At 61.3% G+C, this 21,202-nt stretch carries 22 protein-coding genes and 3 pseudogenes; 12 read left to right on the top strand and 13 right to left on the bottom strand.

The window, feature by feature from the left end:
• Window positions 1-435: 435 nt before the first annotated feature.
• A complete protein-coding gene (locus IC232_RS29275) occupies window positions 436-918 on the bottom strand; it encodes a DUF305 domain-containing protein (RefSeq protein WP_190848470.1) in 483 nt (160 codons plus the stop codon).
• Between the two features lie 522 nt (window positions 919-1,440).
• Between IC232_RS29275 and IC232_RS29270 the strand changes: the two genes are divergently transcribed.
• From IC232_RS29270 to IC232_RS29255, 4 genes are all read left to right on the top strand, one after another.
• The gene (locus IC232_RS29270) at window positions 1,441-2,877 is read left to right on the top strand and encodes a DUF2254 domain-containing protein (RefSeq protein ID WP_190848469.1); all 1,437 of its coding nucleotides are present in this window, start codon (window positions 1,441-1,443) and stop codon (window positions 2,875-2,877) included.
• Complete coding sequence (locus IC232_RS29265) at window positions 2,763-3,275, top strand: DUF421 domain-containing protein (protein ID WP_190848468.1); 513 nt, start codon at window positions 2,763-2,765, stop codon at window positions 3,273-3,275. Before IC232_RS29270 ends, IC232_RS29265 begins: the two co-directional genes overlap by 115 nt.
• A 163-nt stretch (window positions 3,276-3,438) precedes the next feature.
• Window positions 3,439-4,146, top strand: a complete 708-nt coding sequence (locus tag IC232_RS29260; protein ID WP_190848467.1) for a LysM peptidoglycan-binding domain-containing protein — start codon at window positions 3,439-3,441, stop codon at window positions 4,144-4,146.
• A 154-nt stretch (window positions 4,147-4,300) separates the two neighbouring features.
• Entirely contained in the window at window positions 4,301-5,065 is a 765-nt protein-coding gene (locus IC232_RS29255) for a Crp/Fnr family transcriptional regulator (protein ID WP_246812480.1), read from the top strand.
• Window positions 5,066-5,164: 99 nt separating this feature from the next.
• On the opposite strand, the gene IC232_RS29250 is transcribed toward IC232_RS29255, so the two are convergent.
• Both IC232_RS29250 and IC232_RS29245 read right to left on the bottom strand, forming a co-directional pair.
• Window positions 5,165-5,518 carry a hypothetical protein gene (locus tag IC232_RS29250; RefSeq protein WP_190848466.1) on the bottom strand — a complete coding sequence of 118 codons (354 nt, stop codon included), beginning with the start codon at window positions 5,516-5,518 and terminating at the stop codon, window positions 5,165-5,167.
• 333 nt (window positions 5,519-5,851) lie between these two features.
• Window positions 5,852-6,823, bottom strand: coding sequence for a PepSY domain-containing protein (locus tag IC232_RS29245; RefSeq protein WP_190848465.1), 972 nt, complete (start codon window positions 6,821-6,823; stop codon window positions 5,852-5,854).
• A 781-nt stretch (window positions 6,824-7,604) separates the two neighbouring features.
• On the opposite strand from IC232_RS29245, the gene IC232_RS29240 reads away from it, so the two are divergent.
• The 4 genes from IC232_RS29240 (at window position 7,605) to IC232_RS29225 (ending at window position 11,882) form a co-directional block, all read left to right on the top strand.
• A complete protein-coding gene (locus IC232_RS29240; RefSeq protein WP_312895248.1) occupies window positions 7,605-9,302 on the top strand; it encodes a sensor histidine kinase in 1,698 nt (565 codons plus the stop codon).
• 77 nt (window positions 9,303-9,379) lie between these two features.
• Window positions 9,380-10,069, top strand: a complete 690-nt coding sequence (locus IC232_RS29235; protein ID WP_190848463.1) for a site-2 protease family protein — start codon at window positions 9,380-9,382, stop codon at window positions 10,067-10,069.
• Between the two features lie 197 nt (window positions 10,070-10,266).
• Window positions 10,267-11,430, top strand: coding sequence for an epoxide hydrolase family protein (locus IC232_RS29230; RefSeq protein ID WP_190848462.1), 1,164 nt, complete (start codon window positions 10,267-10,269; stop codon window positions 11,428-11,430).
• Between the two features lie 209 nt (window positions 11,431-11,639).
• Window positions 11,640-11,882 carry a hypothetical protein gene (locus tag IC232_RS29225; RefSeq protein ID WP_190848461.1) on the top strand — a complete coding sequence of 81 codons (243 nt, stop codon included), beginning with the start codon at window positions 11,640-11,642 and terminating at the stop codon, window positions 11,880-11,882.
• Window positions 11,883-12,246: 364 nt separating this feature from the next.
• On the opposite strand, the gene IC232_RS29220 is transcribed toward IC232_RS29225, so the two are convergent.
• Window positions 12,247-12,753, bottom strand: a complete 507-nt coding sequence (locus IC232_RS29220) for a hypothetical protein (RefSeq protein WP_190848460.1) — start codon at window positions 12,751-12,753, stop codon at window positions 12,247-12,249.
• A 248-nt stretch (window positions 12,754-13,001) separates the two neighbouring features.
• On the opposite strand from IC232_RS29220, the gene IC232_RS29215 reads away from it, so the two are divergent.
• The 3 genes from IC232_RS29215 (at window position 13,002) to IC232_RS29205 (ending at window position 14,591) form a co-directional block, all read left to right on the top strand.
• A complete protein-coding gene (locus IC232_RS29215; RefSeq protein ID WP_190848459.1) occupies window positions 13,002-13,211 on the top strand; it encodes a hypothetical protein in 210 nt (69 codons plus the stop codon).
• A gap of 87 nt (window positions 13,212-13,298) precedes the next feature.
• Entirely contained in the window at window positions 13,299-14,108 is an 810-nt protein-coding gene (locus IC232_RS29210; protein ID WP_190848458.1) for a hypothetical protein, read from the top strand.
• A gap of 309 nt (window positions 14,109-14,417) precedes the next feature.
• Window positions 14,418-14,591: a hypothetical protein gene (locus IC232_RS29205; protein ID WP_190848457.1), complete on the top strand. Its 174-nt coding sequence runs from the start codon at window positions 14,418-14,420 to the stop codon at window positions 14,589-14,591.
• A 30-nt stretch (window positions 14,592-14,621) separates the two neighbouring features.
• On the opposite strand, the pseudogene IC232_RS29200 reads toward IC232_RS29205, so the two are convergent.
• Together IC232_RS29200 and IC232_RS29195 are read right to left on the bottom strand one after the other, a co-directional pair.
• A pseudogene (locus IC232_RS29200) lies at window positions 14,622-14,792 on the bottom strand (Na+/H+ antiporter NhaA); the annotation flags it as partial.
• Between the two features lie 73 nt (window positions 14,793-14,865).
• Complete coding sequence (locus IC232_RS29195) at window positions 14,866-15,540, bottom strand: nitroreductase family protein (protein ID WP_190848456.1); 675 nt, start codon at window positions 15,538-15,540, stop codon at window positions 14,866-14,868.
• 174 nt (window positions 15,541-15,714) lie between these two features.
• On the opposite strand from IC232_RS29195, the pseudogene IC232_RS29190 reads away from it, so the two are divergent.
• Window positions 15,715-16,224: pseudogene (locus IC232_RS29190) on the top strand (IS6 family transposase); the annotation flags it as partial.
• Window positions 16,225-16,441: 217 nt separating this feature from the next.
• Here IC232_RS29190 and IC232_RS29185 read toward each other — a convergent pair.
• From IC232_RS29185 to IC232_RS32695, 7 genes and pseudogenes are all read right to left on the bottom strand, one after another.
• Entirely contained in the window at window positions 16,442-17,140 is a 699-nt protein-coding gene (locus tag IC232_RS29185) for an IS6 family transposase (RefSeq protein ID WP_190848455.1), read from the bottom strand.
• A complete protein-coding gene (locus IC232_RS33495) occupies window positions 17,118-17,495 on the bottom strand; it encodes a DDE-type integrase/transposase/recombinase (RefSeq protein WP_409564988.1) in 378 nt (125 codons plus the stop codon). The genes IC232_RS29185 and IC232_RS33495 overlap by 23 nt, the downstream gene beginning before the upstream one ends.
• Window positions 17,423-17,641 carry an IS6 family transposase gene (locus IC232_RS29175; protein WP_190848453.1) on the bottom strand — a complete coding sequence of 73 codons (219 nt, stop codon included), beginning with the start codon at window positions 17,639-17,641 and terminating at the stop codon, window positions 17,423-17,425. The genes IC232_RS33495 and IC232_RS29175 overlap by 73 nt, the downstream gene beginning before the upstream one ends.
• 194 nt (window positions 17,642-17,835) lie before the next feature.
• Window positions 17,836-18,621 (bottom strand): SDR family oxidoreductase, encoded by a 786-nt coding sequence (locus IC232_RS29170; RefSeq protein ID WP_190848452.1) that lies wholly within the window; start codon window positions 18,619-18,621, stop codon window positions 17,836-17,838.
• The gene (locus IC232_RS29165; RefSeq protein ID WP_190848451.1) at window positions 18,621-19,547 is read right to left on the bottom strand and encodes a dihydrodipicolinate synthase family protein; all 927 of its coding nucleotides are present in this window, start codon (window positions 19,545-19,547) and stop codon (window positions 18,621-18,623) included. The genes IC232_RS29170 and IC232_RS29165 overlap by 1 nt, the downstream gene beginning before the upstream one ends.
• A gap of 13 nt (window positions 19,548-19,560) precedes the next feature.
• A complete protein-coding gene (locus IC232_RS29160; RefSeq protein ID WP_190848450.1) occupies window positions 19,561-20,985 on the bottom strand; it encodes an FAD-binding oxidoreductase in 1,425 nt (474 codons plus the stop codon).
• A pseudogene (locus tag IC232_RS32695) lies at window positions 20,982-21,125 on the bottom strand (Asp/Glu racemase); the annotation flags it as partial. The pseudogene IC232_RS32695 and the gene IC232_RS29160, both read right to left, overlap by 4 nt.
• Window positions 21,126-21,202 lie beyond the last annotated feature (77 nt).

Below are 21,202 nucleotides of genomic sequence, written 5' to 3'. Positions count from 1 at the left end.
AGGCTGACAGAGACGATGGGCGAAGCAGGCTTGATCCCGCGGTTGTGGGACCAAGCCCGTGAGGTGCCAATTGTCCAGCGGGATCGAGCCGGAACAAGGATGGCGATAGTGATGGACCGGAAGTCCCGATGCTGGGTCGGTCGAATGCCGGTAGGTTAATGGCGACACCGTCCCTCCTCTGCATCAGCCGCGTGGAGTTCCCCGAGGTCTGCGAGAGGAAGTCGAGATGGAGAATGGTTGCGCCGACGCGTCAGTGCTCTGGTGGCCCGTTTGGTCATGAACGGCCGGTCCGTTATGAGGACGGACGCGCGGATATCCATGATGGCCGGGAGCAGTAGCTCCACATGGGCCGGATACATACGCGCAAGACTAACCTCACCATCTCCAAAGTCTCTTGCGGCGCACGGCGGTCCATACATCTTGGTCAAACGGTTGTCATCGAATCCGCAACATGGTGGTCTGCCTTGGTCCTTTGCCTTCCAGCTCCTGGATGAGAGCTTTCATTTCATCAATTTCCTTGCGCTGAGTGCTGATGATTTGGTCCGCAAGCGCCTTGACGCGCGGATCGGAGATGTTCGCCCGCTCGCTGGTCAGGATGGCGATGGAGTGATGCGGAATCATGGCCTTCATCCAAGCAACATCCTCAACAGTGCTTTGGCTGCGGGCTAGATAGAGAGCGAGCGCGAATACCATCGCGCTAACAAGGAAAATACCAGTATTTACCTTGGTGTTGGCATACATTCCGAGCATGAAGCCTAGCATAATAACTGCCATCATCGCGCCCATGACCAGAGCCATATATGCCCTTGTCTCGCTCCAATAAACATGGTCAAGGCTGTAGACGTTCAGGTACATCAGGCCGAACATCACAATGGTAGACGTTGCGATCATCTCACCGAAGCGCATGTATTTTGACATCGTCGTGCCATCAACTAATGAAGTTTGGCGGCTGAGAATTGACCTAGGACACTGACGCGCACGCATACGGCATATTCGCGCCAACGGTTCAAAGCTCAGGGGAGTTCATCTCGACCTGGGGTGAATTGCATCCATCAGGTACGGAAGCGGACGAAGTATCACGCTGACATGCCAGGTGCTTGCACGTTGACTCGCAGGTAATAGCCAAGAGGATTCGATTGCGAGAGGCCTATTCTTCCACTAGCCGCTGCACAAGATGCTGATTTCTTCTGTAGATGCATGAAGCTCCGTGCTTGCGGTTGTGATGCGAGATGACCAGGGGCGCCCGGGAAGGATCGTGTTCTGCCAAGGTCCTTTCTGAGAGAAATCCGAGCATGCCGCGCGTCTGTTTCGTGCCAGGGCGGTCTGAACACGGTGGCACAGATCCTGTGGCGGTGCCGCTCGAAAGGTATCCAAAGGCAAATTTCAGCGCCTGGCACGGGATCCCAGGGATCCCGCCAGCCTACTCACGGTTGACCCTCCATGGAGCGGATCCGGAACATCATCGTTCGGCTGCGCGGGCAGCTCTGGCTCATACCGCTGGTTATGAGCATTTTCGCGCTCGCATTGGCCTGGTGGCTGCTTACCTCGGGCGCCGCGCTCCTGGCAGAGTGGAATGACCGCAAGCTCTGGTGGCTCTACGGCGGCGAAGCCAGCAGCGCGCGCGATCTTCTGTCCAGCCTGCTCTCGGGGCTGATGACGATGACCTCGCTGGTCGTCTCGGTCACCTTCGTCATCCTGACCCTCGCGGCGAACCAGCTTGGGCCCCGCCTGATCTCGACCTTCATGGGCGACCGGCAGATCCAAACCGTGCTGGGGCTCTTCCTCGGCACCATCCTCTACGTCCTGGTCGTGCTGCGCAGCTTCGATGAGATCCTCGGGGTCGAAGGGGTACCGCACGTTGCGGTGACGATCGGCAGCGTCCTGACGGTCGTCTGCCTGTTTGCCCTGCTGTTCTACGTGCACGAGATCGCCCGTGCGATCATCGCCGACAGCATCGTTGCGCGGGTGGCCGGCGACCTGCACAACGACATCCGCAGCATGTTGCCGGCAGAGGCCAACGAGACGGAGCGTGCGATCCCGGACCTGACAAGGCCAAGGGCCGGGGCCGTCATGTTGGACCGAAGAGGCGACATCCAGGTGATCGACTCCGACAGGCTTGTCACGCTGGCCTGCCGCGCGGACGCGGTTTTCGCCGTGAAGGTACGCGCCGGCCACTTCGTCCTGAAGAACGGGGAGCATGTGGTCGTCCATGCAGGGCGTGCTCTTGGTGAAGAAGCCATGCAGGCCATCAGGGCCGCCTTTGTAGTTGGGCAGGAGCGCAACTCGGCGCAGGATCTGGAGTTCGGCCTGCGCCAGCTCGTGGAGATTGCCCTGAGGGCCCTGTCCCCCGGCATCAACGACCCCTTCACCGCCATTGCCGTGATTGACCGGATCGGCGCCGCCCTAGAGGAGATCTTCATGCGCTCGCTCCAGCAGGCTGTCTGGCGTGACAAGGAGGGCAAGGTGCGGGTGATTGCCCAGAGATCGGACGTGCAGGGCCTTGCCGACGCTGCCTTCAATGCCATCCGACAGGCCGGACAGGAAATTCCTGTCCGGCCTGATCCGCATGGCGGACGTCATGGGCCAGCTCGCGCCCGTTCTCCACGTCGAGGAAGCTCGAGAGGCCGTGTCCCAACAGCTTGGCAAGCTGGCAGAGACGACCACGGAGGCGCACCTCACCCCCAGCGACCGCACGGCGGTTCTGCGCCGGATCGAGCAGGCCAGGGTTGCCACCGCGCCCCGTCCCAAGGAAGGAAGCATCCATGTTCTTTGACTCCTGGACTGGATTGGGACGCGTGCTCCTGGTCGGGACATTCGCCTATATGGCCCTGGTCGCCATCCTGCGCATTTCGGGAAAGCGCACGCTCACCAAGCTGAATGCCTTTGACCTGGTGGTCACGGTTGCTCTCGGCTCCACCCTGGCCACGGTCCTGCTGAGCAAGGACGTGGCACTGGCCGAGGGCGTTCTGGCGATGGTGCTGCTGGTGTTTCTCCAGTTCATGATCACCTGGCTTTCGGTTCGCTCAGCCGGGTTCCGGGATCTGGTCAAGAGCGAGCCCACCCTGATCATGCACCAGGGCGAGTTTCTCGATGGAGCCATGCGGGCGCAGCGGATGACGCGGGACGAGGTGATGGCGGCGCTACGCTCCAATGGAGTAATGGACGCCAGTCAGGTAGCCGCCGTTGTGCTGGAGACGGACGGCACGATCGCCGTCATCAAGGGCGCGGAACATGAGGCAGCCAAGCCCACGCTGGCGAGTGTGCAGAAGCCCTGACCCACTGCTCTGCCTCCTCGTCCCAGGCTGTCACTGCGCTCCGGCAACGAATTCAACCGGAGCCGGTTATCTCTCCGACTGTTCTGACCCGCTGCCAGCCGCTGGCGCATGACCTTGCCAAGAGCATCCAGGCAGCGGCGAATCCGAACACAAGGAATCCCTCATGAACCTTCGGCACTCCATCCCCGTCTCCCTTGCCCTCGTACTCCTCGGCACCAGCCCGGTCTGGGCGCAGCCATCCTCCCCTTGCGGCGATGCAACCCAGGTGAACCGATCAGACACCCTCAGCAGCATTGCGGCTCGCTGCGATACGACGGAGGCTGCCATCCTGCGGGCCAACCCGGCGGTTGAGGGATCCGATGACCTTCGGGTCGGCCGGGAGCTGCGGCTGACCGCCTCGGCCACTCAGCCGACAACCGAGCGCCTGGGTTCGCTTGCCCGCGAAGCCGGCAGCGCGCTGAGCGGAATGGCGCAGAACCTCACGTCGTCCGTGGACAACCTCCTCGACAAGAACCCGGACCTGCGTCAGCGGCTGGGTGGCATCGGTGACCGCATCAATTCTGCGAACGTGGATGTGAGCAAGGCCGAAGTCTCGCTCACCCCCGGTAACGGCACAGTCGGCACAACTGTGACCCTATCAGCCAAGGGTCTCCCGGCCGACACCGCAGTAGTCATCGGCGGCGGAGCGCCCCGGACAGCCTACGAAGTTCTCCAGCAAGCCAGGACAGCCGCGGACGGGACCCTTCAGGCTACCGTGCGAATTCCTGACTGGAGCACCGGTCAGGAGCGTTTTGTGCTGACCGTCGCCGCCGAACAGGCAGAATGGAAGGTGCGCTCCGCTCCCTTCCAGATCACCGGCACAAAGCTCTAATGGGTGCCACATAGCAGGCCCGACAGGCTCGCGCGTCCTGAGCGCGTGAGGCCATCCAGCCTGTCCTTCGATACATCTTGATCATCGATAACCCCGGCAGCTTCGGTGACCGTAACGCCTCCGTGATCGTAATCGGGGTTGTATCAGTCGCTCTATGACAGCGATACTGTTTGACGTCTTGGTCGATCTGAAGGCTGTCATGGCGCTCCCGACGTCGAAGGCCCATCCCCGCAGCAACCGGCTTCTCGCCGCCCTTGCGCCTGAGGATCTGGCCTGCCTGGAGCCGCACCTGGAGGTGGTGAGCCTGCCGAAAGGCACGATCCTCTATGAGGCCGGTGATCCCATCCGCTACACCTACTTCCCGCATGATGCCATCGTGGGCCTGATCAACGTCATGGAGGAGGGCCAGTTCGTCGAAGTGGCGTCCTTCGGGCGGGAGGGGCTGTTCGGCCTGATCAGCGCCATCGTCTCGCGAGAAGCCTTTGGGCGCTACAAGGTGCAGGTGCCCGGCACCGCCTCCCGGATTGCCATTGACAGGATGCAGGAGGTGATGCGGGCCCGCCCCAAGATCCAGCGGCTCGTGCTCAGCTACAGCGAGGCGCTCTTAGCCCAGACGTTCCAGACGGTCTCCTGCAATGCCATCCATACGGTCGAGGCCCGCTGCTGCAACTGGCTCCTGAGCACACGAGACCGGATTGATGAAGATCTCCTGCCCCTGACCCATGCGGATCTGGCCGAGTTGCTCGGGGTGCAGCGCTCCACCGTCAGCACGGTGCTGCGCACCTTCCAGACCCAGGGGCTGATCACGCAGCAGCGCGGGGGCATCATCATCGCGGATCGGGCTGGCCTCGAGGAGATCACCTGCGAGTGCTATACCAGGATCCGCCACACCTTCGCACGCTTGCTGCCCGTGCCATAACATCCGCTGTGCCCTCGCAAGCTGACTTTGGCACAAGGTCCCTGACGTGCCATCATGCAGCATTCCCGATTTACAGCCCGCAATGTCGCGAAAGGCCGTTTACGAGACAGCGATCAACTCATCGGGTTGGCGTTGGCTGATGAGGTCCTCATTACAAATCTCGTCTGCTCCATCAACGTAGGGCAGGAAATTCGCCGGATCAATCTCCGGCAGTGCGAATGTCCCAGTCGCGTCGACACAGCCATCCCGATTTCCGTCGAGGAAGAACTGGTTGGAACGAAAGTCCATCATCAGGAATGGCGTGCGTTCGAGGAGTTGGTCGCAGGCCATGTAGAATGCCGCCATGGCGTTTAGCCCTTTCGGAACCTCGGAGTAGTAGAGGCCCTTAATCAGGCGACCAGTCGCGAACACACGTGGAGTGCTGCGCAGGAGAAGCACGTTCAGGTCCGGCATGGGCTGCTGCCCCAAACGACATAACTGCGATGATGCATAATTGCGGAGCGGACGAGCGAGGCAGGCGCTTGTCAGCATCAGGATTACTGGAAGGCAGAGTAGGACTGCAAACATTACGGCCTCCTCTCTCAAGGTCAGTCAGGATGCGCCTCTTTGCACCTGAGAGTAGCTTTTTGAGCCACTTGGAATTTCGGTAACGGCCTTATGAAATGCCCCATCAGCGGCATTCCACGTCATCCGGCGTCTGGCCACTCTCTGAATGGTCCGCAGCGGATCAATTGAACCCTCAGAGCGTCTCACAAGCCAAAGTGAGCGCGTTCTCGGCCAGCTCAGTTACTGCTGATACGGCTGGTTGCCTGAGAGGCCGCTGGTGCTGGCGGTCTGCCGGTTGACTTCGCCCGTTCTGGCATCGATCCAGAGGCTGTAGGGTGTGCCGTTCCGCGACGCCTGCACCCGGTAGCTGGTGCCCTGTTGCTGGATGTTGTCGACAGTGCCCCAGCCCATCTCGTTCAGCATAGTCCGCACTTGGCTTGGGGTGATATGGCTTGGCTCAATCACGAAGCCATTACGTCCATCGACGCGGAAGTCGACCTGCTCGCCATACCAGTCCGCCATACCCGTATAGGTGTTCCCATCCTGCGTCAGGCCGGAGATGTTGGAGAAGCCGCGCGATTGCAGGTGCGACCGAATTTGATCCTGGCTTACCAACCCTGGCGTCATGATCGCAGCGGAGAGCTGGCTCTGACCGGAATTCATCTCGGAATTCCGGGTTGAGTCGGCCTGCTGGCGCTGCTCTGATGGACCCACAATGTTGAACGCCCGGTTCGATCCGGAGGAGCTTGAGGTCGCCAAGCTGTTCTGCTCGGGTGGATTGACGACCATAACAACCTGCTGGCCAGATCCAGTGCTGGCCTGCACGAGGAATGCGGCGTCCAGAATGCGGATGTCCCGGAAGCCAGCTTGGCGCAACTCTTGGCGGAGGAGCGCCCGTTGGCTCGCGCGGCTCTGCCCCTGAAGCTGGCTGGAATTGTTCTGGTTGCCACCTCCCGCGGATAGCGAACCGGGTGGCCAAGTCTGATTGTACTGGGCTTGGTTGTCAGGCTGATTTTCCGCCCTGGGCGACAGCGGGCCTGGAACCCAATCGCGGTTGACGTCCGGCTGGTTCATGCCCGGGCCAGTGCGGTTCTGGCCAAAGCTCTGGCCCTGATTGCCCTGGCCGCCTTGGGGGTTGGATTGGGCGAGCACGACATTCGAGCCGCTGGCCAGAAGAGCGGCAGCGAGTCCGGCAACCAATTTCGTCCGCATGGTTTCCTCCAGTAATAACGCCCTAACCTCTTGGGGAAATTGCTCCTGGGGAGCACTGGATCCGTTCCTGATCTCGACCCGGTACAGTTCTGTACGAAAAATGAAGGCGGGCAGGTTCGCTCTACAGTACCGTGTTCCACACATAGTTGGCCTGCTGTGGCTCAATGACGGTTCTTGAGTGGCGTCGTGAAATGGTCCGCTCGCGCCGCCGATGCAGAGCTTCCTCAAAGGTCTGCCCGGTGCCATTTCGAGACGTTCCGAGCCTGGAGTCCGTTGCGTGCGATATCCATCAATGGCTTACAACGAGAGTCTCGGGTAGGGCCGTTTCCGCGCCTCCGCCGCTCGCATCAGGGACTTCGGATCCGGCAACATCAGGATCGCCAGCCTGTCCGCCCTTGGCTCGACCCTAGTGCAGGCGGCCATCCGCCATTTCCTCAACGCGCATCCAAGGGTCTTCGTGACCTTGCAGATCCGTGCCTCCTCGACCGTGAGAGATCTCGTCGCGACCGGTGTGGTCGATGAGGTTCGCCGCGCCAAGGATCCTGTGTGCCTTCCCGGCCGGCCACTCACTTGCGCCGCGCGATCATCAGGCAGGAGGATCTGCACTGCGAGACGTTCATCGCCCTCCGCTCTCCTCTGTGAAGTTCGGGAAGAGGCAGCTAAAACTCTGAAACAAAACGCTTGCGACACATCCGCTATATCGTCTGTGGATCTGTTCGTGGTACTCGTCCGCTCATTGAGGTCCGACCTTCCCCCCTGAAGAACGCGGCCTAATCTCTCGATGAGCCGGTCTTTCATGCTGCGACCTCGTTCGATCACCGGGCACCTTCGCCTATATGCTCTGGCGCTCACCTTTCCGATCCTGCTCACGAGCAGCTTCATCGGATGGGCTTACCTGCGCCAAGAGGGTCAGCGCATCAACAGCTTGGCTGAGCGGCAAGCCCACGCTGTGGCCTTGCAGATCGACAGCCGACTTGCAGCCTTCCAGGCCACTCTCAATGTATTTTCCGCCAGCCCCACACTGCTGGAAGGTGACATGGACGACTTTCGGTCTCGGCTTGAGCAGACGGACCATCCGTCAGATGTGTGGTTTACGGTTCGGGATGAGAACGGCCAACAACTGCTCAATACGAGGACACCCCGTGGAGCGCGCCTGCCCGCCTTTCGTGGCCGTGGTGACCCTGTGATCTTCACCGAGGGGCGTTCCTATACATCAGATCTGATCTGGGCACCGGTTACCAACCAGTGGGCGGTTACACTCTCTGTCCCGGTTCGGGTGCCTGCCGTCACGGGCAAGGTCAGGTTTGCACTCACAACGGGTGTTCCAGCCGCCTACTTCAGGAAGCTTCTGGATGATGTGCCGCAAGGATGGATCGCCGCGATCAATGATCGCGAGGGTAAAATCCTGGCCCGGTCCAAGGCTCATGATCAGTCCGTTGGTAAATCGATGGCGCGGAGTGGATGGGAGATCACGAAGGATGTGCCTCCCGGCCAAGGCGGTCTCTGGCAGGACGTATACACCCTCGAGGGAACGAAGGTGGTCGGCGCATACTATCGCATGGAGAGCACCGGCTGGCTGATCGGTGTCTCAGCCCTGCCAGAGGTCTATGAAGCACCACGCCGCAACATCATCGCCATCGGCCTGACCCTGCTTGTGATGGCTCTGCTGCTGGCCCTAGCCCTCGCATCCCTCATGGGGCAACGGATCACCAAAGCCATCGCTGTCTTGCAGGTTAAGGCGGCGGCTATGCGCGACATGAAGGTGATCGACGTTCCCAACACGTCTTTGGACGAAGTGAACACAGTTGCCGCGATCATGCGGAACACAGCGCAAATCCTTCGCAAGCGTCAGGATCAACAGACCATTCTGATTCAGGAACTGAACCATCGGGTGAAGAACACGCTTGCCACAATCCAGGCCATCAGCCGGATGACGATCAGGAGCTCCCATGACATGGCGGCCTTTGAGGAAGTGTTTTCGGCCCGCCTGCTGGCCCTCTCAGGCACACACAACTTGCTGACTGAAACGGCATGGTCCGGGGTGGAATTGCGCGAACTGCTGACGAAAGAACTGGAGCCCTTTCGGGGCGGGCCGCATTTGTTGCTGAGCGGTCCTGCCGTCACTCTGACGAGTAAAGTGGCGATCGCGCTCGGGATGGCCATTCACGAGATGGCGACCAATGCGACCAAGCACGGAGCCCTCCAGGCAAGTGGAGGAAGCGTCAGGATCAGTTGGTCCGTGGCGGACGGGATCCTTGCGCTCAAATGGCAAGAGAGGTGCGGCCATCCAATCGTGCCACCGTCACGTCAGGGCTTCGGATCCCGCCTAATCCAGCAAACGATTGTCCGTGAGCTTCAGGGCACCGTTGACATGATCTACAACAACGATGGCCTGCATGCCACGTTCACGATCCGTTTGAGCGTTGATGACAGTATCAAGGATCAGGCCGAGGCAGGGGTCGATATGGAACCGGCCTGAGCTTGCGACCCCTGACACATATCGGACTTGGTCGCGCCTCATGATGATCAACACGGCGCAACAATGAGGATCATCGTTTGGACTTTCCTGGCACCCTCTATTCGGCATCGACTTGGATCGTTCCGATCCTTATTGCCATCACCTTCCATGAAGCGGCCCATGCTTATGCCGCATGGAAACTAGGGGACGATACAGCGCACCGTCTGGGCCGTGTCACATTCAACCCGCTGAAGCATGTGGATCCTTTCGGAACGATCCTAATTCCCGCCCTTCTTTTCCTGACCAAGGCACCCTTCTTGTTTGGATGGGCAAAGCCTGTCCCGGTTGCCTTCGGGCGTTTGGGCCATCCACGCCGCGACATGGCGATTGTTGCCATTGCCGGGCCGCTGACGAATGTGGTTCTTGCCTTTCTATCGGCGGCTCTTCTTCGAACTATCCCGCTGTTGCCGGAGGCAGTAGTCCCCTGGCTGGTGAAGGCCCTTTATCAGTCGATCCTGCTGAACCTGATACTGGCGATCTTCAATATGCTTCCTCTGCCGCCTCTGGATGGAGGCCGCGTCGTGTTGAGCATTCTTCCCAAGGCTCTGGCACGGCCCTTTGCAAAGCTGGAGCAGTTCGGCTTCGTCATTCTGCTCGGGATCATCTTCCTTTTGCCAATGCTTGGCAGACAGCTTGGAACAGACCTGAACCTCTTCCGGTGGGTTGTTGGCATTCCGCTCCGATGGCTGACCCCAATCTTTCTCGCATTAGCCGGGGTGACTCAGTAGCGTCCGCAGGCGTGTTGATGCAGCCCATTTGGCCTTTCCACCTCTCGATTAAGCGCGACGGCTCTCGTCAGGCTCTTAGGCAAGCGCATCTCTCCCATGCTTATTTTACGATACGTCGCCCTCGTTTATTCTGCCGCTGGAGAACGGCCTGCCTAGATGAGGTGAGGCCACAGAGCGTCAAACGTCTCTCTGGGAGCATGCCAGACATGAGCAGCCAACCACAGCCTTTCAGCCTGCATATCCCAGATGCTGCCATTTCGGATCTGCAACAACGCCTCTCACGCACGCGGCTTCCGGATCAGGCTCCAGGGGAACCCTGGGCGTACGGCACTGATGTCGCCTACATGAGCACCCTCGTCGAGTATTGGCGTGATCGATTCGACTGGCGCGCGCAGGAGGCAAGGCTCAATGCCTTTCCGCAATACAAGGTCCAGCTCCATGGCATTGACTTGCACTTCCTGCATGTGCCGGGAAAGGGGCCAGATCCCCACCCTCTCCTCCTCTCCCATGGATGGCCTGGCTCTGTGTTCGAGTTTCTCGAGCTGATCCCACGGCTCACCGATCCAGGGCGGTTCGGAGGCGATCCCGCCGATGCATTCACGGTCGTTGCCCCCTCTCTGCCCGGCTACGGCCTCTCCTTCACTCCCGGTCAGCCGCGGTTCGGGGTTGAGGCCATCGCGGACTGCTTTGCCGCGCTGATGAGTGAGGTGCTGGGCTACCGCCGCTTTGGAGCTCAGGGAGGCGACTGGGGCTCGTTTGTCACCGCTCGGCTCGGCTACGCCTACCCGGAGCGCCTGTCTGCCATTCATCTCAATATGATGCCGGTCCGGCGGGACCCAACGATGGTGTCCAATCCTACACCCGAGGAGAGCCGCTTCCTGGACGAGCTTCAACTCTGGCTCAAAGAGGAGACTGGCTACCAGTGGATCCAAGGGACCCGGCCGCAGACGCTGGCTTTTGCCCTGACGGACTCCCCCGCCGGGCTTGCAGCCTGGATCGTGGAGAAGTTCCGGGCGTGGTCGGATTGCGACGGAGATATCGAGGCCGTGTTCTCCCGGGATCACCTGCTGGCGAACATCAGCCTCTATTGGTTCACAGGTGCCATCGGCTCGTCCTTTTGGCCTTATTATGCCCGGATGCATGGTCCTTGGCCGATCCCGGCAGGAGAGACTGTGACGGTCCCGACCGGCTATTGTGAGTTTCCGCGTGAGATCCTGAAGCCGCCGCGCTCTTTGGCCGAGCGGACGTTTACGAACCTTCAGCGCTGGAGCGTGATGGAGCGTGGCGGTCACTTCGCCGCCATGGAACAGCCGGACGCTCTGGCTGAGGAAGTGCGCGCCCTGTTCAGGACATTACGCTGAAGCAGACGACTTGCCCGTCGTGGCCGTCGGTCCGGCAACGAGCTCGCACATGGCGCTCCTGCCCGACGTGGAATAGGCAACCCGATCTTTGGAATAGGTCAGGTTTTTAGCGAATCTTCCCCGGAAGGCTGCCTTCGGGTTAACAGCCGCTCTTAAGTGCGGTCGCAGAGGTCTCGCTCGCGCCCGGGAATGGCACGGTCGGCACGACGGTGACCGTATCCGCCAAGGATCTCCCCGCCGACACTGCGGTGGTCATCGGCGGCGGCGCCCCTCGGACGGCCTACGAGGTTCTCCAGCAAGCCAGGACGAGCGCGGATGGAACCCTCCAGGCAAGCCTGCGAATTCCTGACTGGAGCACGGGTCAGGAGCGTTTCGTGGTGGTCGTCGCCGCCGAAGAGGCAGAGTGGAAGGTGCGATCCGCTCCCTTCCAAATCACCGGCACAAAGCTCTAATGGGTGCCACATAGCAGGCCCGACAGGCTCGCGCGTCCTGAGTGCGGGAGCCTATGCCCTGGGATGGTAGATGATCGCGCCCGCCCCTTGCGCTGCGATCCGCTGGGCGTCCAGCAGGGGACGCATCATTGCGGACCTCGCGCACGAGCCGCACGGTCGAGGTCAGCATGTGGCAACCCGACAGGGCTGCCTTGCTGGAAGGAGTGTCCATCAGGTCGAGTAAGTCATCGAGAAGGGGAGCCAAGGAGATGCCTCAAGCCGTCACGAAGGTCTCGAACCGGGCGGCTGTCGTCAGGACGACCTCGTAGACGGCATCCTTGAGGCCGCGGGCGAGCACAAGGATGTAGATGCGTGACCGACACGATCACATCTGCGGCTCCGTCAACTCGAGCAGAAAGGCAAGCAGGCTTCCGGCCTTGGCAAAGCTGAGGGGATCATTGGCAGCCAGATGTCGGCCGTCACGGGCACCACAACAGCCCATGCTGGAAAGCTCCCGCCGGAAGGTGGGGTGGTATGCCGGCGGCCCGTCCCATTGTGGAAGCTGGCTGCGGACCCGTTTCACCCACTCCGGACCGAACACTCGCGAGCATACCTCGTTCGCCGCGTCCCTGAGGAGTTCACGGGTTCTATCCGATGCAGGGGCATTCTGGACATCAGGGATGGTGCGAGCGTAGCCCTCCAGGGCGCCCAGGATGTAGGCTCCGATCAGCAGATCCGTCATGCTGCTGTACAGCGGCACCGGCGCTCTACGCCGTCCGGTAATGGCGAACACCTGATCCTCCACATGGCGGCCCACGCGATCGACCATCTCCGGGACCCAGGCAGGTTGTGCGGCCTTGCTGGTCCCAGGGCCAAGAATCCAGTTCAGCATCAACCTTCTCCTGATCTGCCCCTCGAAGGTATGCCATGGCACTCATGGGTTTTAAGATCCTAACGCGCAATTCACGCAAGCAGCAGAGTTGCTCCTGGATTGTTGAACAGAGCAAGTCTTGAGTGTGATCATGAATAGCCCGACCCTCGGTGCGGCATGCGCTGGAACGCCAAGCCAAGCGACACGGTTGTTTCGGCATCGGGCCGGCCATTCAGAAGAGCCGCGCTCAAGGACGAGGAACAGACGCCATGACTCACAGGTTCGGAGTTGGCCAGCTCGTGCGGCCAAGGGAACGGCTTCTCGAGAACACTGGGATCTACGAGATCCTGCGCCTTCTGCCCTGCGGACCTGACGACGAGCCCCTCTACCGGATCAAGGCCGCGACAGGGCCGATCCAGCGCGTGGTGCGTGAGGCCGACATCGTGCCTGCATCTGCCTCGTCGCAAGGGACGGGCTGAAGGGGGATTGCCCTCAGCGCATCAGATGAACCAGTGCCGATCCGGCCTGTTGTCATTATGACCGCTATCAAGCGCGGCGGAGGTTTGATGTCCCTGTACCGGACCGTCTTGGCTCTCGTGGTCACCGCCCTCTTCTGCGTAGGCCCGGCGAGAGCGCAAGAGCGTACCATCAGGGTTGGCGTGCCGGCCGGAGCTCTGGTCCAACTCGTGCAGGTTTTGGCTCCTGCGTTTCAGGCCGAGACCGGCATTGCCGTCACCGCCACCGAGCTGAACCCGACTGCACCGCTGTCAGACGCCGGTGCGGATGCGGCTCTCCTTCCAAGACGCATTGCTGAAAGGCTCCCGTCAACCAGCCAAGTGCCCTCCCGGGTCATCTTCTCGGGTGATGTCATTCTGGTGGGATCACGGGCGGAGATGGCCCGGGTGCGGGGCTTGAAGGATATTAGGAAGGCATTGCGCTGGATTGCCTCGGCTCGCGGAGCCTACATGTCCAGCAGCGCTGCGCTCGGCACGCGGGATCTGGAGCTGTCCCTGTGGCAGAGCATCGGGGTCAATGTCCAGACCCGCTCGACCTGGTACCTCGAAGGCCGCGGCGATGAAGCGGGCGTTCTCAGGCAAGCCGGAAGCATGGGCGCTTACCTCCTGGTCGAACGCATGACATGGGCCTCTCAGGAGAACCGGCGCGGTCTCGAGGTGCTGGTGGAAGGGGATCCGGTTCTGCGCACCGACTATGTCAGTTACCTGGTTCGGGAGACCTCGCAGGATGCTCGAGCGTGGCTTGATTGGCTGTCATCGGAGCCGGCCCGGACCGTCATCGCGAGCTTCAGCTTGAATGGGGTGCGGGTGTTTACACCTGCAACCGGCAGCGATGCCGAAGGCCCTCCCTCGAAGACGTAACCCGGCTCATACATGCTCACACATGATGTGGCGAGCCGTTGCATGGATGTGCGGAAGTGCGGCTAGGCTCACCCAGCGCCGTCGCCCCGCTGCCGGTCACTACTCATAGGACAGACGAGGGTCCACGGCAGGTCATGGACCTTGCCCCGGCTGCTGCCTGCCGGACCGCCGTACGCGAATAGCCCTGAGGTCGAATCCAGCAGAGTTGCTCCTGGTTTGTTGAATGGAGCAGGGCTTGAGCGTTCCCGCGATTTCCCCGACGGTCGTCAGAGCCCGTCAGGGAGGCTGAAGGGAACAACAGTGGGTGTGATGCTTGGACTTGCAATGCTCGGTGTCGCGGCCGCGCTGCTCCTTCTGGGGCGTCCCCGCAAGGGCGAGGACATGCGCCCGTTCATGACCTCGTCACTGGTCTACGCGTTCTATCCCGCGATGATCCTTGTGTTCATCGCCATGGGGATGCTGACCATCGTGATGAACCTGTAACGGCAAAATGGAACGAGGCCACCCGCCCCGTCACCGCGACTTGGTGGGCTTCGCCTCCGGCCTCGTCACGCCCAGTAGGGCAGCTCCCGTTAGCGACGACAGCCCGGACCCGAGCAGCACACCGAGCTTGGTGGCGTCCTGCAATTCGGGCGATGTCGGGAAGGCCAACAGGCTGATGGTGAAACCGATGCCGCACAGGAGCGCGACACCGTAGAACTACGCCCAGGTAGCGTTCGCCCAGGCCATGCGGATCGCCACCCAGGAGAAGGCGCCGTCACAGCCAGGAGGCGATTTGCTTCAGCGGCTTCTTGATCCCGCCGTACACGGGTACCGTACAGTCCTCGGCCGGGTAGCCGACCACGAGGAGGATGTAAGGCTTCTCCGTCTCGGGGCGACCGCAGATCTCGTTGAGAAAGCCCATCGGACTGGGGGTGTGTGTGAGCGTCACAAGGCCCGCCATATGCAGACAGGTGATTAGAAACCCGGTGGCGATGCCCACCGACTCGGGCACGTAGTAGTTCTTGATCCTGCGCCCGTCAGGCCCCTCGCTCGACCGTTGCCCAAAGATGGCAATCAGCACGGGCGCCGTCTCCAAAAAGCCCTTGCGCTCATCCGTGCCGAGGGGCGCCAGGGCATCGAGCCACTCCTGAGGCGCGCGGCCGTTGTAGAAATCTCGCTCCTCGACCTCCGCCTCTTCGCGGATGCGCCGCTTGATGTCGGGATTGGTGATCACAGTGAAGTGCCAGGGCTGAAGATTAGCCCCTGAGGGCGCGGTGCCGGCGGCCAAGAGAGCATACTCGATGGTTTCCTGGGGCACAGGCCTGTCGGAAAAATCCCGCACGGTTCTCCGGCGCCTGATATCCTCATAGAACGCCTGCGCCCTGGCGGTCATTTCCTTAGGAGGGTAAGCTTGATACATGCTCAGAGGTTCAAGGATTGGACCTGTCATACGCGTCTCCAGGAAGAGCTTTAGGCCAGCCGTTCCACCGCCGAGCGCAGGCTAAGACCCTAAACTAGGTTTGTGAATACAACCACAACATAGGTTGCTGTTAGGGCTCTGTCGCAAACCCTTTGTTTCAGAGTTTCAGCTACTGCTCTCCCGGCTTAAGGGACGGAGGGCAGCGTGTTTAAGGGCAGGCATTTTGATCGGTCAGTAATCCTGCTCTGCGTTCGTTGGTACCTGGCCTACAATCTCAGCCTCAGAAACCTCGAAGAAATGATGGCCGAGCGCGGCATCTCCGTCGACCATGCGACGGTGCATCGCTGGGTCATCCGCTACTCGCCGGAGATACTTGAGCGCTTCAACCAGCGCAAGCGCCCCGTTAGTCGGAAATGGCACATAGACGAGACATATATCAAAGTTCGCGGACGGTGGATGTATCTGTACCGTGCCATTGATAGCAACGGCGACACCGTTGAGTTCTGGTTCAGCGAGCGCCGCAGCTTAACTGCGGCCAAGCGGTTCCTGCGCCAGGCTCTGAGACGGCATGGCCGACCTGAGCGGATTGTGATCGACGGCAGTCAGACCAATCGTGAAGCGATCCTGTTCTGCGATACGGAACACCGGCTCCAGGATCGGTCAAGACGCCAGTTGAAGCCGATCCGGATTCGGCAGAGCCGCTACCTGACGGATGTATTTGACAAGCCGTTTTCGACATCGGCGGGAGCATTCTCCTTTTGGTCTGTTGGTCTGAAGCAGGCGCTGTCCGCGCGGTGCCCGGCGGAAACCGGGGTTGAGTGCGCCAACGCGTGACGAAAAGCTCACCGGTCTACCCGGGCGACGAAGGTGCGTAGGTTTTGTCGCAAGTTTTGGCTGAGGACAGAAAGATGCCTGAGCAGCCTGTTGCTTCTTATGCGGCGAGCCGCTCGAATTGCTCCGCGAGCGACGGCTGCAGATTATGGGCATAGTTCGCCTGTCCTTTGCGCATCATGTGAACCATTTCGATCCCGCCCAAGATCACGTGAGCGCTGTTCAAAGACTTGAACCCGAGCATAGGCCGGATCCGCCGCTTGATCGCCCGATGATCCTGCTCGATACGATTGTTCAAGTAGGCACTTTGCCGGATGCGAATAGGCTTCAAACGACGTCTTGATCGATCCCGGAGCCGGTCTGCCGTATCGCAGGACAGGATGGCTTCCCGGTTCGTCTGGCTGCCGTCGATCACAATCCGCTCGGGTCGTCCATGTCGCTGGAGTGCCTTGCGCAGGAACCGCTTGGCCGCTGCCAGGTTGCGTCGCTCGCTGAACCAGAATTCGACCGTGTCACTATTGCTATCGATGGCGCGGTAGAGATACGTCCAATGCCCGCGCACCTTGATATACGTTTCGTCCACGTGCCACCTACTGGTGACAGATCGCTTTCGGAGGTTGAAGCGCTCAAGCAGTTCGGGCGAGTACCGGACAACCCAGCGATGCACGGTCGCGTGATCGACGGAGATGCCGCGCTCGGCCATCATCTCTTCCAAGTTCCGGAGGCTGAGATTGTAAGCGAGATACCACCGCACACAGAGCAGGATAACAGATTGATCAAAATGCCTGCCCTTGAACACGCCACCCTCCGTCCCTGAACCCGGGGAGCAGTAGCTGAAACTCTGAAACAAAAAGTTTGCGACGGATCCGGATTGCCTTGGGGTACGACGCCAGTTTATCCGTCGTGATAGATGACGGCGGGGAGTGGCTCATCACCTGTATGGCTTTGCGCAGGAAGCGATAGGCGGCGTTGGTATTCCGACGATCGGACAGCATGAAGGCGATCAACCGACCGTGCTTGTCGACCGCGCGAAACAGGTACTTCCAGCGTCCGCCAACTCGCACATAGGTCTCGTCGACTCTCAGGAGCCTGAGCGAGGTCCCTGGTAGAGCCGAATTCGCTTTTTGATGTCCGGAGCATAGCGCTGAACCCAACGGAAGATCGTGGATGGATCAACGGCGACACCGAGGTCGGACATCATCTCGGCGAGATCGCGATGGCTGATCCCATACTTGCAGTACCAGCGCACGCACAGCAGGATGATCTCAGCCCGAAAGCGGCGGCGCTTGAACAGAGACACGGGAGCGGGTCCTTGATGAACTGCTCCTCGCTATACGTCCGAGGCTAATGCAACGGTGCCGATCTGCTGTGGGCCGCTGAAGGCGATTGCTGTGTCTGGCTGTTCGTCAGGGCTGCCCATAGGCGTGCCCCTCGCCCGGGCCTTCCACAATTCAGGAAGTCGAGGGCGAAGAGGCGTAAGGCTGGAGCGACTGATCAGATCGAACGCGTGGCGCCGCCGTCGATGCGGATTTTCGAGCCCGTCACGTAAGAAGCGCGCTCACTGGCAAGAAAAGCTACCACATCCGCGAATTCTTGCGAGCGGCCGTAGCGGCCGACCGGAATGCTTGCCATTGAGGCCTTCGCCACAGCCTCGACGGACGAGTTGCTGCGGTCGGCGGCAGCCTTGTCGAGCTGATCGACGCGCTCGGTGTGAATGCGGCCCGGCAGCACCACGTTGACGGTAATTCCCTGTGCCGCCACTTCGGACGCAAGGGTCTTCGACCACCCGATCACTGCGGACCTGATTCCGTTGGACAGCGCCAGGCGCGGGATTGGCTGTTCGACACCGGAGGAGGCAATGGTGATGATCCGTCCCCAGCCGCGTTGAGCCATGGGCGGCAGCAGGCGCTGCGTCAGGTGAAAGAGGTTCGCAGCCATAGCCTCGAAATGGACGAGCCAGTCCTCGCGCTTGGCCTCGCGCGCCTCCGCCGGTGGCGGACCACCGGAATTCCCGACGAGAATGTCGACCCCACCTGCCTCAAGCAGCCGGCCGCAGAGCCCGTCGACGGATGCAACGTCCGAGAGATCGAGCTGCGCGGCGCTCACGCGACTGCGGATGTCCGCCGGAAGTTCGGCGATCCAACCATCGATCGCCTCCACTCGGCGGGCGGCCGCCATGACGGTCGCTCCTTCCGCCGCAAGAGTCTTTGCTATTGCGGCGCCGAGACCTCGGCTCGCGCCGATCACAAGCGCTCGTTTTCCATTCAGTCCGAGGTCCATCAGCCAATCTCCGCAAGGCGACGTGTCTGGCGCGCGATCAGGCGCTCGATATCGGCGATATCGGAGTGGGAGAGCTTGGGGCCAGGCTTGCGCAGGGCTCCCGAGGCGATGGCCCCGCGCTTGGCCAGCGTATATTTCCGGATCGTCAGGCCAAGGCCCGGCTGCTGCTCGTAGCGGGCAAGCGGCAGATAGGCGTCGAAGAGGTCATGGGGACGCTCCACGTCGCCCGCCGCGTAAGCTTTCCAGACATCCACCATCATCTCTGGATAGGCAAAGCCCGTCATGGCCCCGTCGGCGCCACGTCCCAGCTCCTCCGGAAGGAACATGCCGCCGTTTCCGACCAGGATGGAGATGCGCCGCTCACCCTTCTCGCTCGCCGCGCGCAGAGCGGAAATCTTGGAAAGACCTGGCCAATCCTCGTGCTTCAGCATCACGCAGGTCGGCAGAGCCCTCACGATGCGCAGGATTGTCGCAGGCGAGATCTGCACGTTCGTCACCAGAGGAAAATCCTGGAGCACGAACGGCGTGTCGCCGAGCGTTTCGGTGACCGCCTCGTAATAATTGTAAATCTGATCGTCGGTCCTGAGGCTGCCGGGTGGCGCCACCATGACGCCGGCAGCGCCTTCGGCCATCACGCTCTCGGACAACTCGCGCATGGGTGCAAAGCCGGGAGCCGACACGCCCACAACTACCGGAACGCGGCCACCGACCCGGGCCAGAACGCGCTTCACAAAGGTGTTCGACTCCGCGGCGGTCAGCTTGGGGGCCTCGCCCATCATGCCCAGCACGGTCAGACCGGTGGCGCCCTTCCCGAGGTAGAAGTCCACCATCCGATCGGTGCTCTCCAAATCGAGAGCACCGTCATCGGCGAAGGGGGTGACAGCAATGACGTAAACGCCCTTGGCGCTTTCATCGAGCAATGCCATGAAATCTCGTTCCTTACTGTTTTTCTGAGAGAGGCAGAAGTTTGCCTGGATTGAGGAGCCCAGCGGGATCGAACAATCCCTTCAATGCCGCCATGAGCTCCAGTTCGATCGGTGCCTTGTAGCGAGGCATGTCGCCGACGCGCAGCTGCCCGATCCCGTGTTCGGCGCTGATGGAGCCTCGATAGGCCTTGGATTCGTCATGCACGACCCGGGTGAGCCTCGGCGCCAGAATGGCAAAATCGGCCTCGCTCATGTCGGTGGCCCGCAACAGGTTGTAATGCAGGTTGCCGTCGCCGAGATGGCCGAACACCACATGCCGGACGCCGGGGGAGACGGCCGCAACGGCTCTGTCCGCAGCCGCGATGAATTCAGCCATGCGGGAAACAGGAACCGAGATGTCATGCTTGGCGGCTTTTCCTTCGCGCACCAAGGCCTCGGATATCCCTTCGCGCAGGCGCCAGAAGGCTTTGGCCTGGGCGATGTCCTGAGCAATGATTGCGTCGAGAGCAAGTTCTGCTTCAGATGCGGCGACGAGCGCATCCTCGAGCCGGGCGTTCAGGGCTGCGTCATCATCCGTGTCCGACAGCTCCACCAGCACCAGGGCCGGAGGGACCACCCCAAAGGGGATGCGGGCGTCGGCGACGTGGCGAAGCACGAGGTCTATGCAGGCGCCCGTCATGAATTCGAAGGCCGTCAGGCGGTCGCCGCACTTGCCCCGCACAAGTGCCAGCAGAGAGAGCGCCGCCTCCGCGTCCTGCACGGCCACGAGAGCAGTCGCCTTGGCCTTGGGTTCCGGGAACAGCTTCAGCACCGCGCCGGTGATGACGCCGAGCGTACCTTCAGAGCCGATGAAGAGATCACGCAGGGCATAACCGGTATTGTCCTTGCGCAGGGCCGTGAGGCCATCCCAGATGCGACCGTCCGGCAGGGCCACTTCGAGGCCGAGGGTCAGTTCCCGCATCGTGCCGTAGCGCAGCACGGCAACCCCGCCCGCATTCGTCGCGAGATTACCTCCGATCGTGCAGCTTCCCTCGGCTCCGAGGCTCAAGGGAAAGTGGCGCCCGACCTCCTTTGCGGCCGCATGAACGTGGGCCAGCACGACGCCGGCATCGACGGTGATGGTGTTCCCAATGGGATCGATCTCGCGGATCCGGTTCATCCGCGTCAACGACAGCACGACCGCGTCGCCCGAAGCAGCGGGGGTTGCGCCGCCCGACATGCTCGTGTTGCCGCCCTGCGGAACGATCGGAGTTCCTGTCTCACGGCAAGCGGCGAGAATGGCCGCCACCTCCGCTGCAGAGCCGGGCCTGACCACGGCCTGTGCCGAGCCGTGGTATTTTCCGAGCCAGTCATTGATGTGCGGAGTCATCGATACATCGTCGGTGAGAACGTTCCTCCCGCCGACGATGGCTGCAAGCCTGCCGAGGAGCCCGGTCATCGGCCCGACCCGGCGGACGGACGGCCGCCCCAGCCCAGACGCACCCGGCCGACCGCCATGGTGACGGCCGCCTGCGTCGGCTCCACGACGGGGATCCCGAGCTCCCGCTCCAGCGTCTCGCGGAAACGGGCCATGCCGGCGGGAACTGTCGCAAACCCATCAGTAACTTAGTTCTGTCTATGCCTCTGGCCAGCTCCGGAGGTTTATCATGTTCAAA

The sequence above is a fragment of the Microvirga sp. genome, from assembly GCF_014699075.1.
In the GTDB taxonomy this organism is placed as follows: Bacteria; Pseudomonadota; Alphaproteobacteria; order Rhizobiales; family Beijerinckiaceae; genus Microvirga.
This window is presented reverse-complemented; position numbering and strand designations above follow the sequence as displayed.

What these genes read in the sequence shown, in the direction of transcription:
- IC232_RS29250 (WP_190848466.1), bottom strand. Translation starts at nt 5,518, where the DNA reads ATGCCGGACCTGAACGTGCTTCTCCTGCGCAGCACTCCACGTGTGTTC.
- IC232_RS29165 (WP_190848451.1), bottom strand. Translation starts at nt 19,547, where the DNA reads ATGGCATTGCTCGATGAAAGCGCCAAGGGCGTTTACGTCATTGCTGTC.
- IC232_RS29170 (WP_190848452.1), bottom strand. Translation starts at nt 18,621, where the DNA reads ATGGACCTCGGACTGAATGGAAAACGAGCGCTTGTGATCGGCGCGAGC.
- IC232_RS29195 (WP_190848456.1), bottom strand. Translation starts at nt 15,540, where the DNA reads ATGACAGGTCCAATCCTTGAACCTCTGAGCATGTATCAAGCTTACCCT.
- IC232_RS29265 (WP_190848468.1), top strand. Translation starts at nt 2,763, where the DNA reads ATGTTCTTTGACTCCTGGACTGGATTGGGACGCGTGCTCCTGGTCGGG.
- IC232_RS29260 (WP_190848467.1), top strand. Translation starts at nt 3,439, where the DNA reads ATGAACCTTCGGCACTCCATCCCCGTCTCCCTTGCCCTCGTACTCCTC.
- IC232_RS29160 (WP_190848450.1), bottom strand. Translation starts at nt 20,985, where the DNA reads ATGACCGGGCTCCTCGGCAGGCTTGCAGCCATCGTCGGCGGGAGGAAC.
- IC232_RS29245 (WP_190848465.1), bottom strand. Translation starts at nt 6,823, where the DNA reads ATGCGGACGAAATTGGTTGCCGGACTCGCTGCCGCTCTTCTGGCCAGC.
- IC232_RS29275 (WP_190848470.1), bottom strand. Translation starts at nt 918, where the DNA reads ATGTCAAAATACATGCGCTTCGGTGAGATGATCGCAACGTCTACCATT.
- IC232_RS29255 (WP_246812480.1), top strand. Translation starts at nt 4,301, where the DNA reads ATGACAGCGATACTGTTTGACGTCTTGGTCGATCTGAAGGCTGTCATG.
- IC232_RS29240 (WP_312895248.1), top strand. Translation starts at nt 7,605, where the DNA reads ATGAGCCGGTCTTTCATGCTGCGACCTCGTTCGATCACCGGGCACCTT.
- IC232_RS29210 (WP_190848458.1), top strand. Translation starts at nt 13,299, where the DNA reads ATGTCCCTGTACCGGACCGTCTTGGCTCTCGTGGTCACCGCCCTCTTC.
- IC232_RS29215 (WP_190848459.1), top strand. Translation starts at nt 13,002, where the DNA reads ATGACTCACAGGTTCGGAGTTGGCCAGCTCGTGCGGCCAAGGGAACGG.
- IC232_RS29220 (WP_190848460.1), bottom strand. Translation starts at nt 12,753, where the DNA reads ATGCTGAACTGGATTCTTGGCCCTGGGACCAGCAAGGCCGCACAACCT.
- IC232_RS29270 (WP_190848469.1), top strand. Translation starts at nt 1,441, where the DNA reads ATGGAGCGGATCCGGAACATCATCGTTCGGCTGCGCGGGCAGCTCTGG.
- IC232_RS29205 (WP_190848457.1), top strand. Translation starts at nt 14,418, where the DNA reads ATGCTTGGACTTGCAATGCTCGGTGTCGCGGCCGCGCTGCTCCTTCTG.
- IC232_RS29230 (WP_190848462.1), top strand. Translation starts at nt 10,267, where the DNA reads ATGCCAGACATGAGCAGCCAACCACAGCCTTTCAGCCTGCATATCCCA.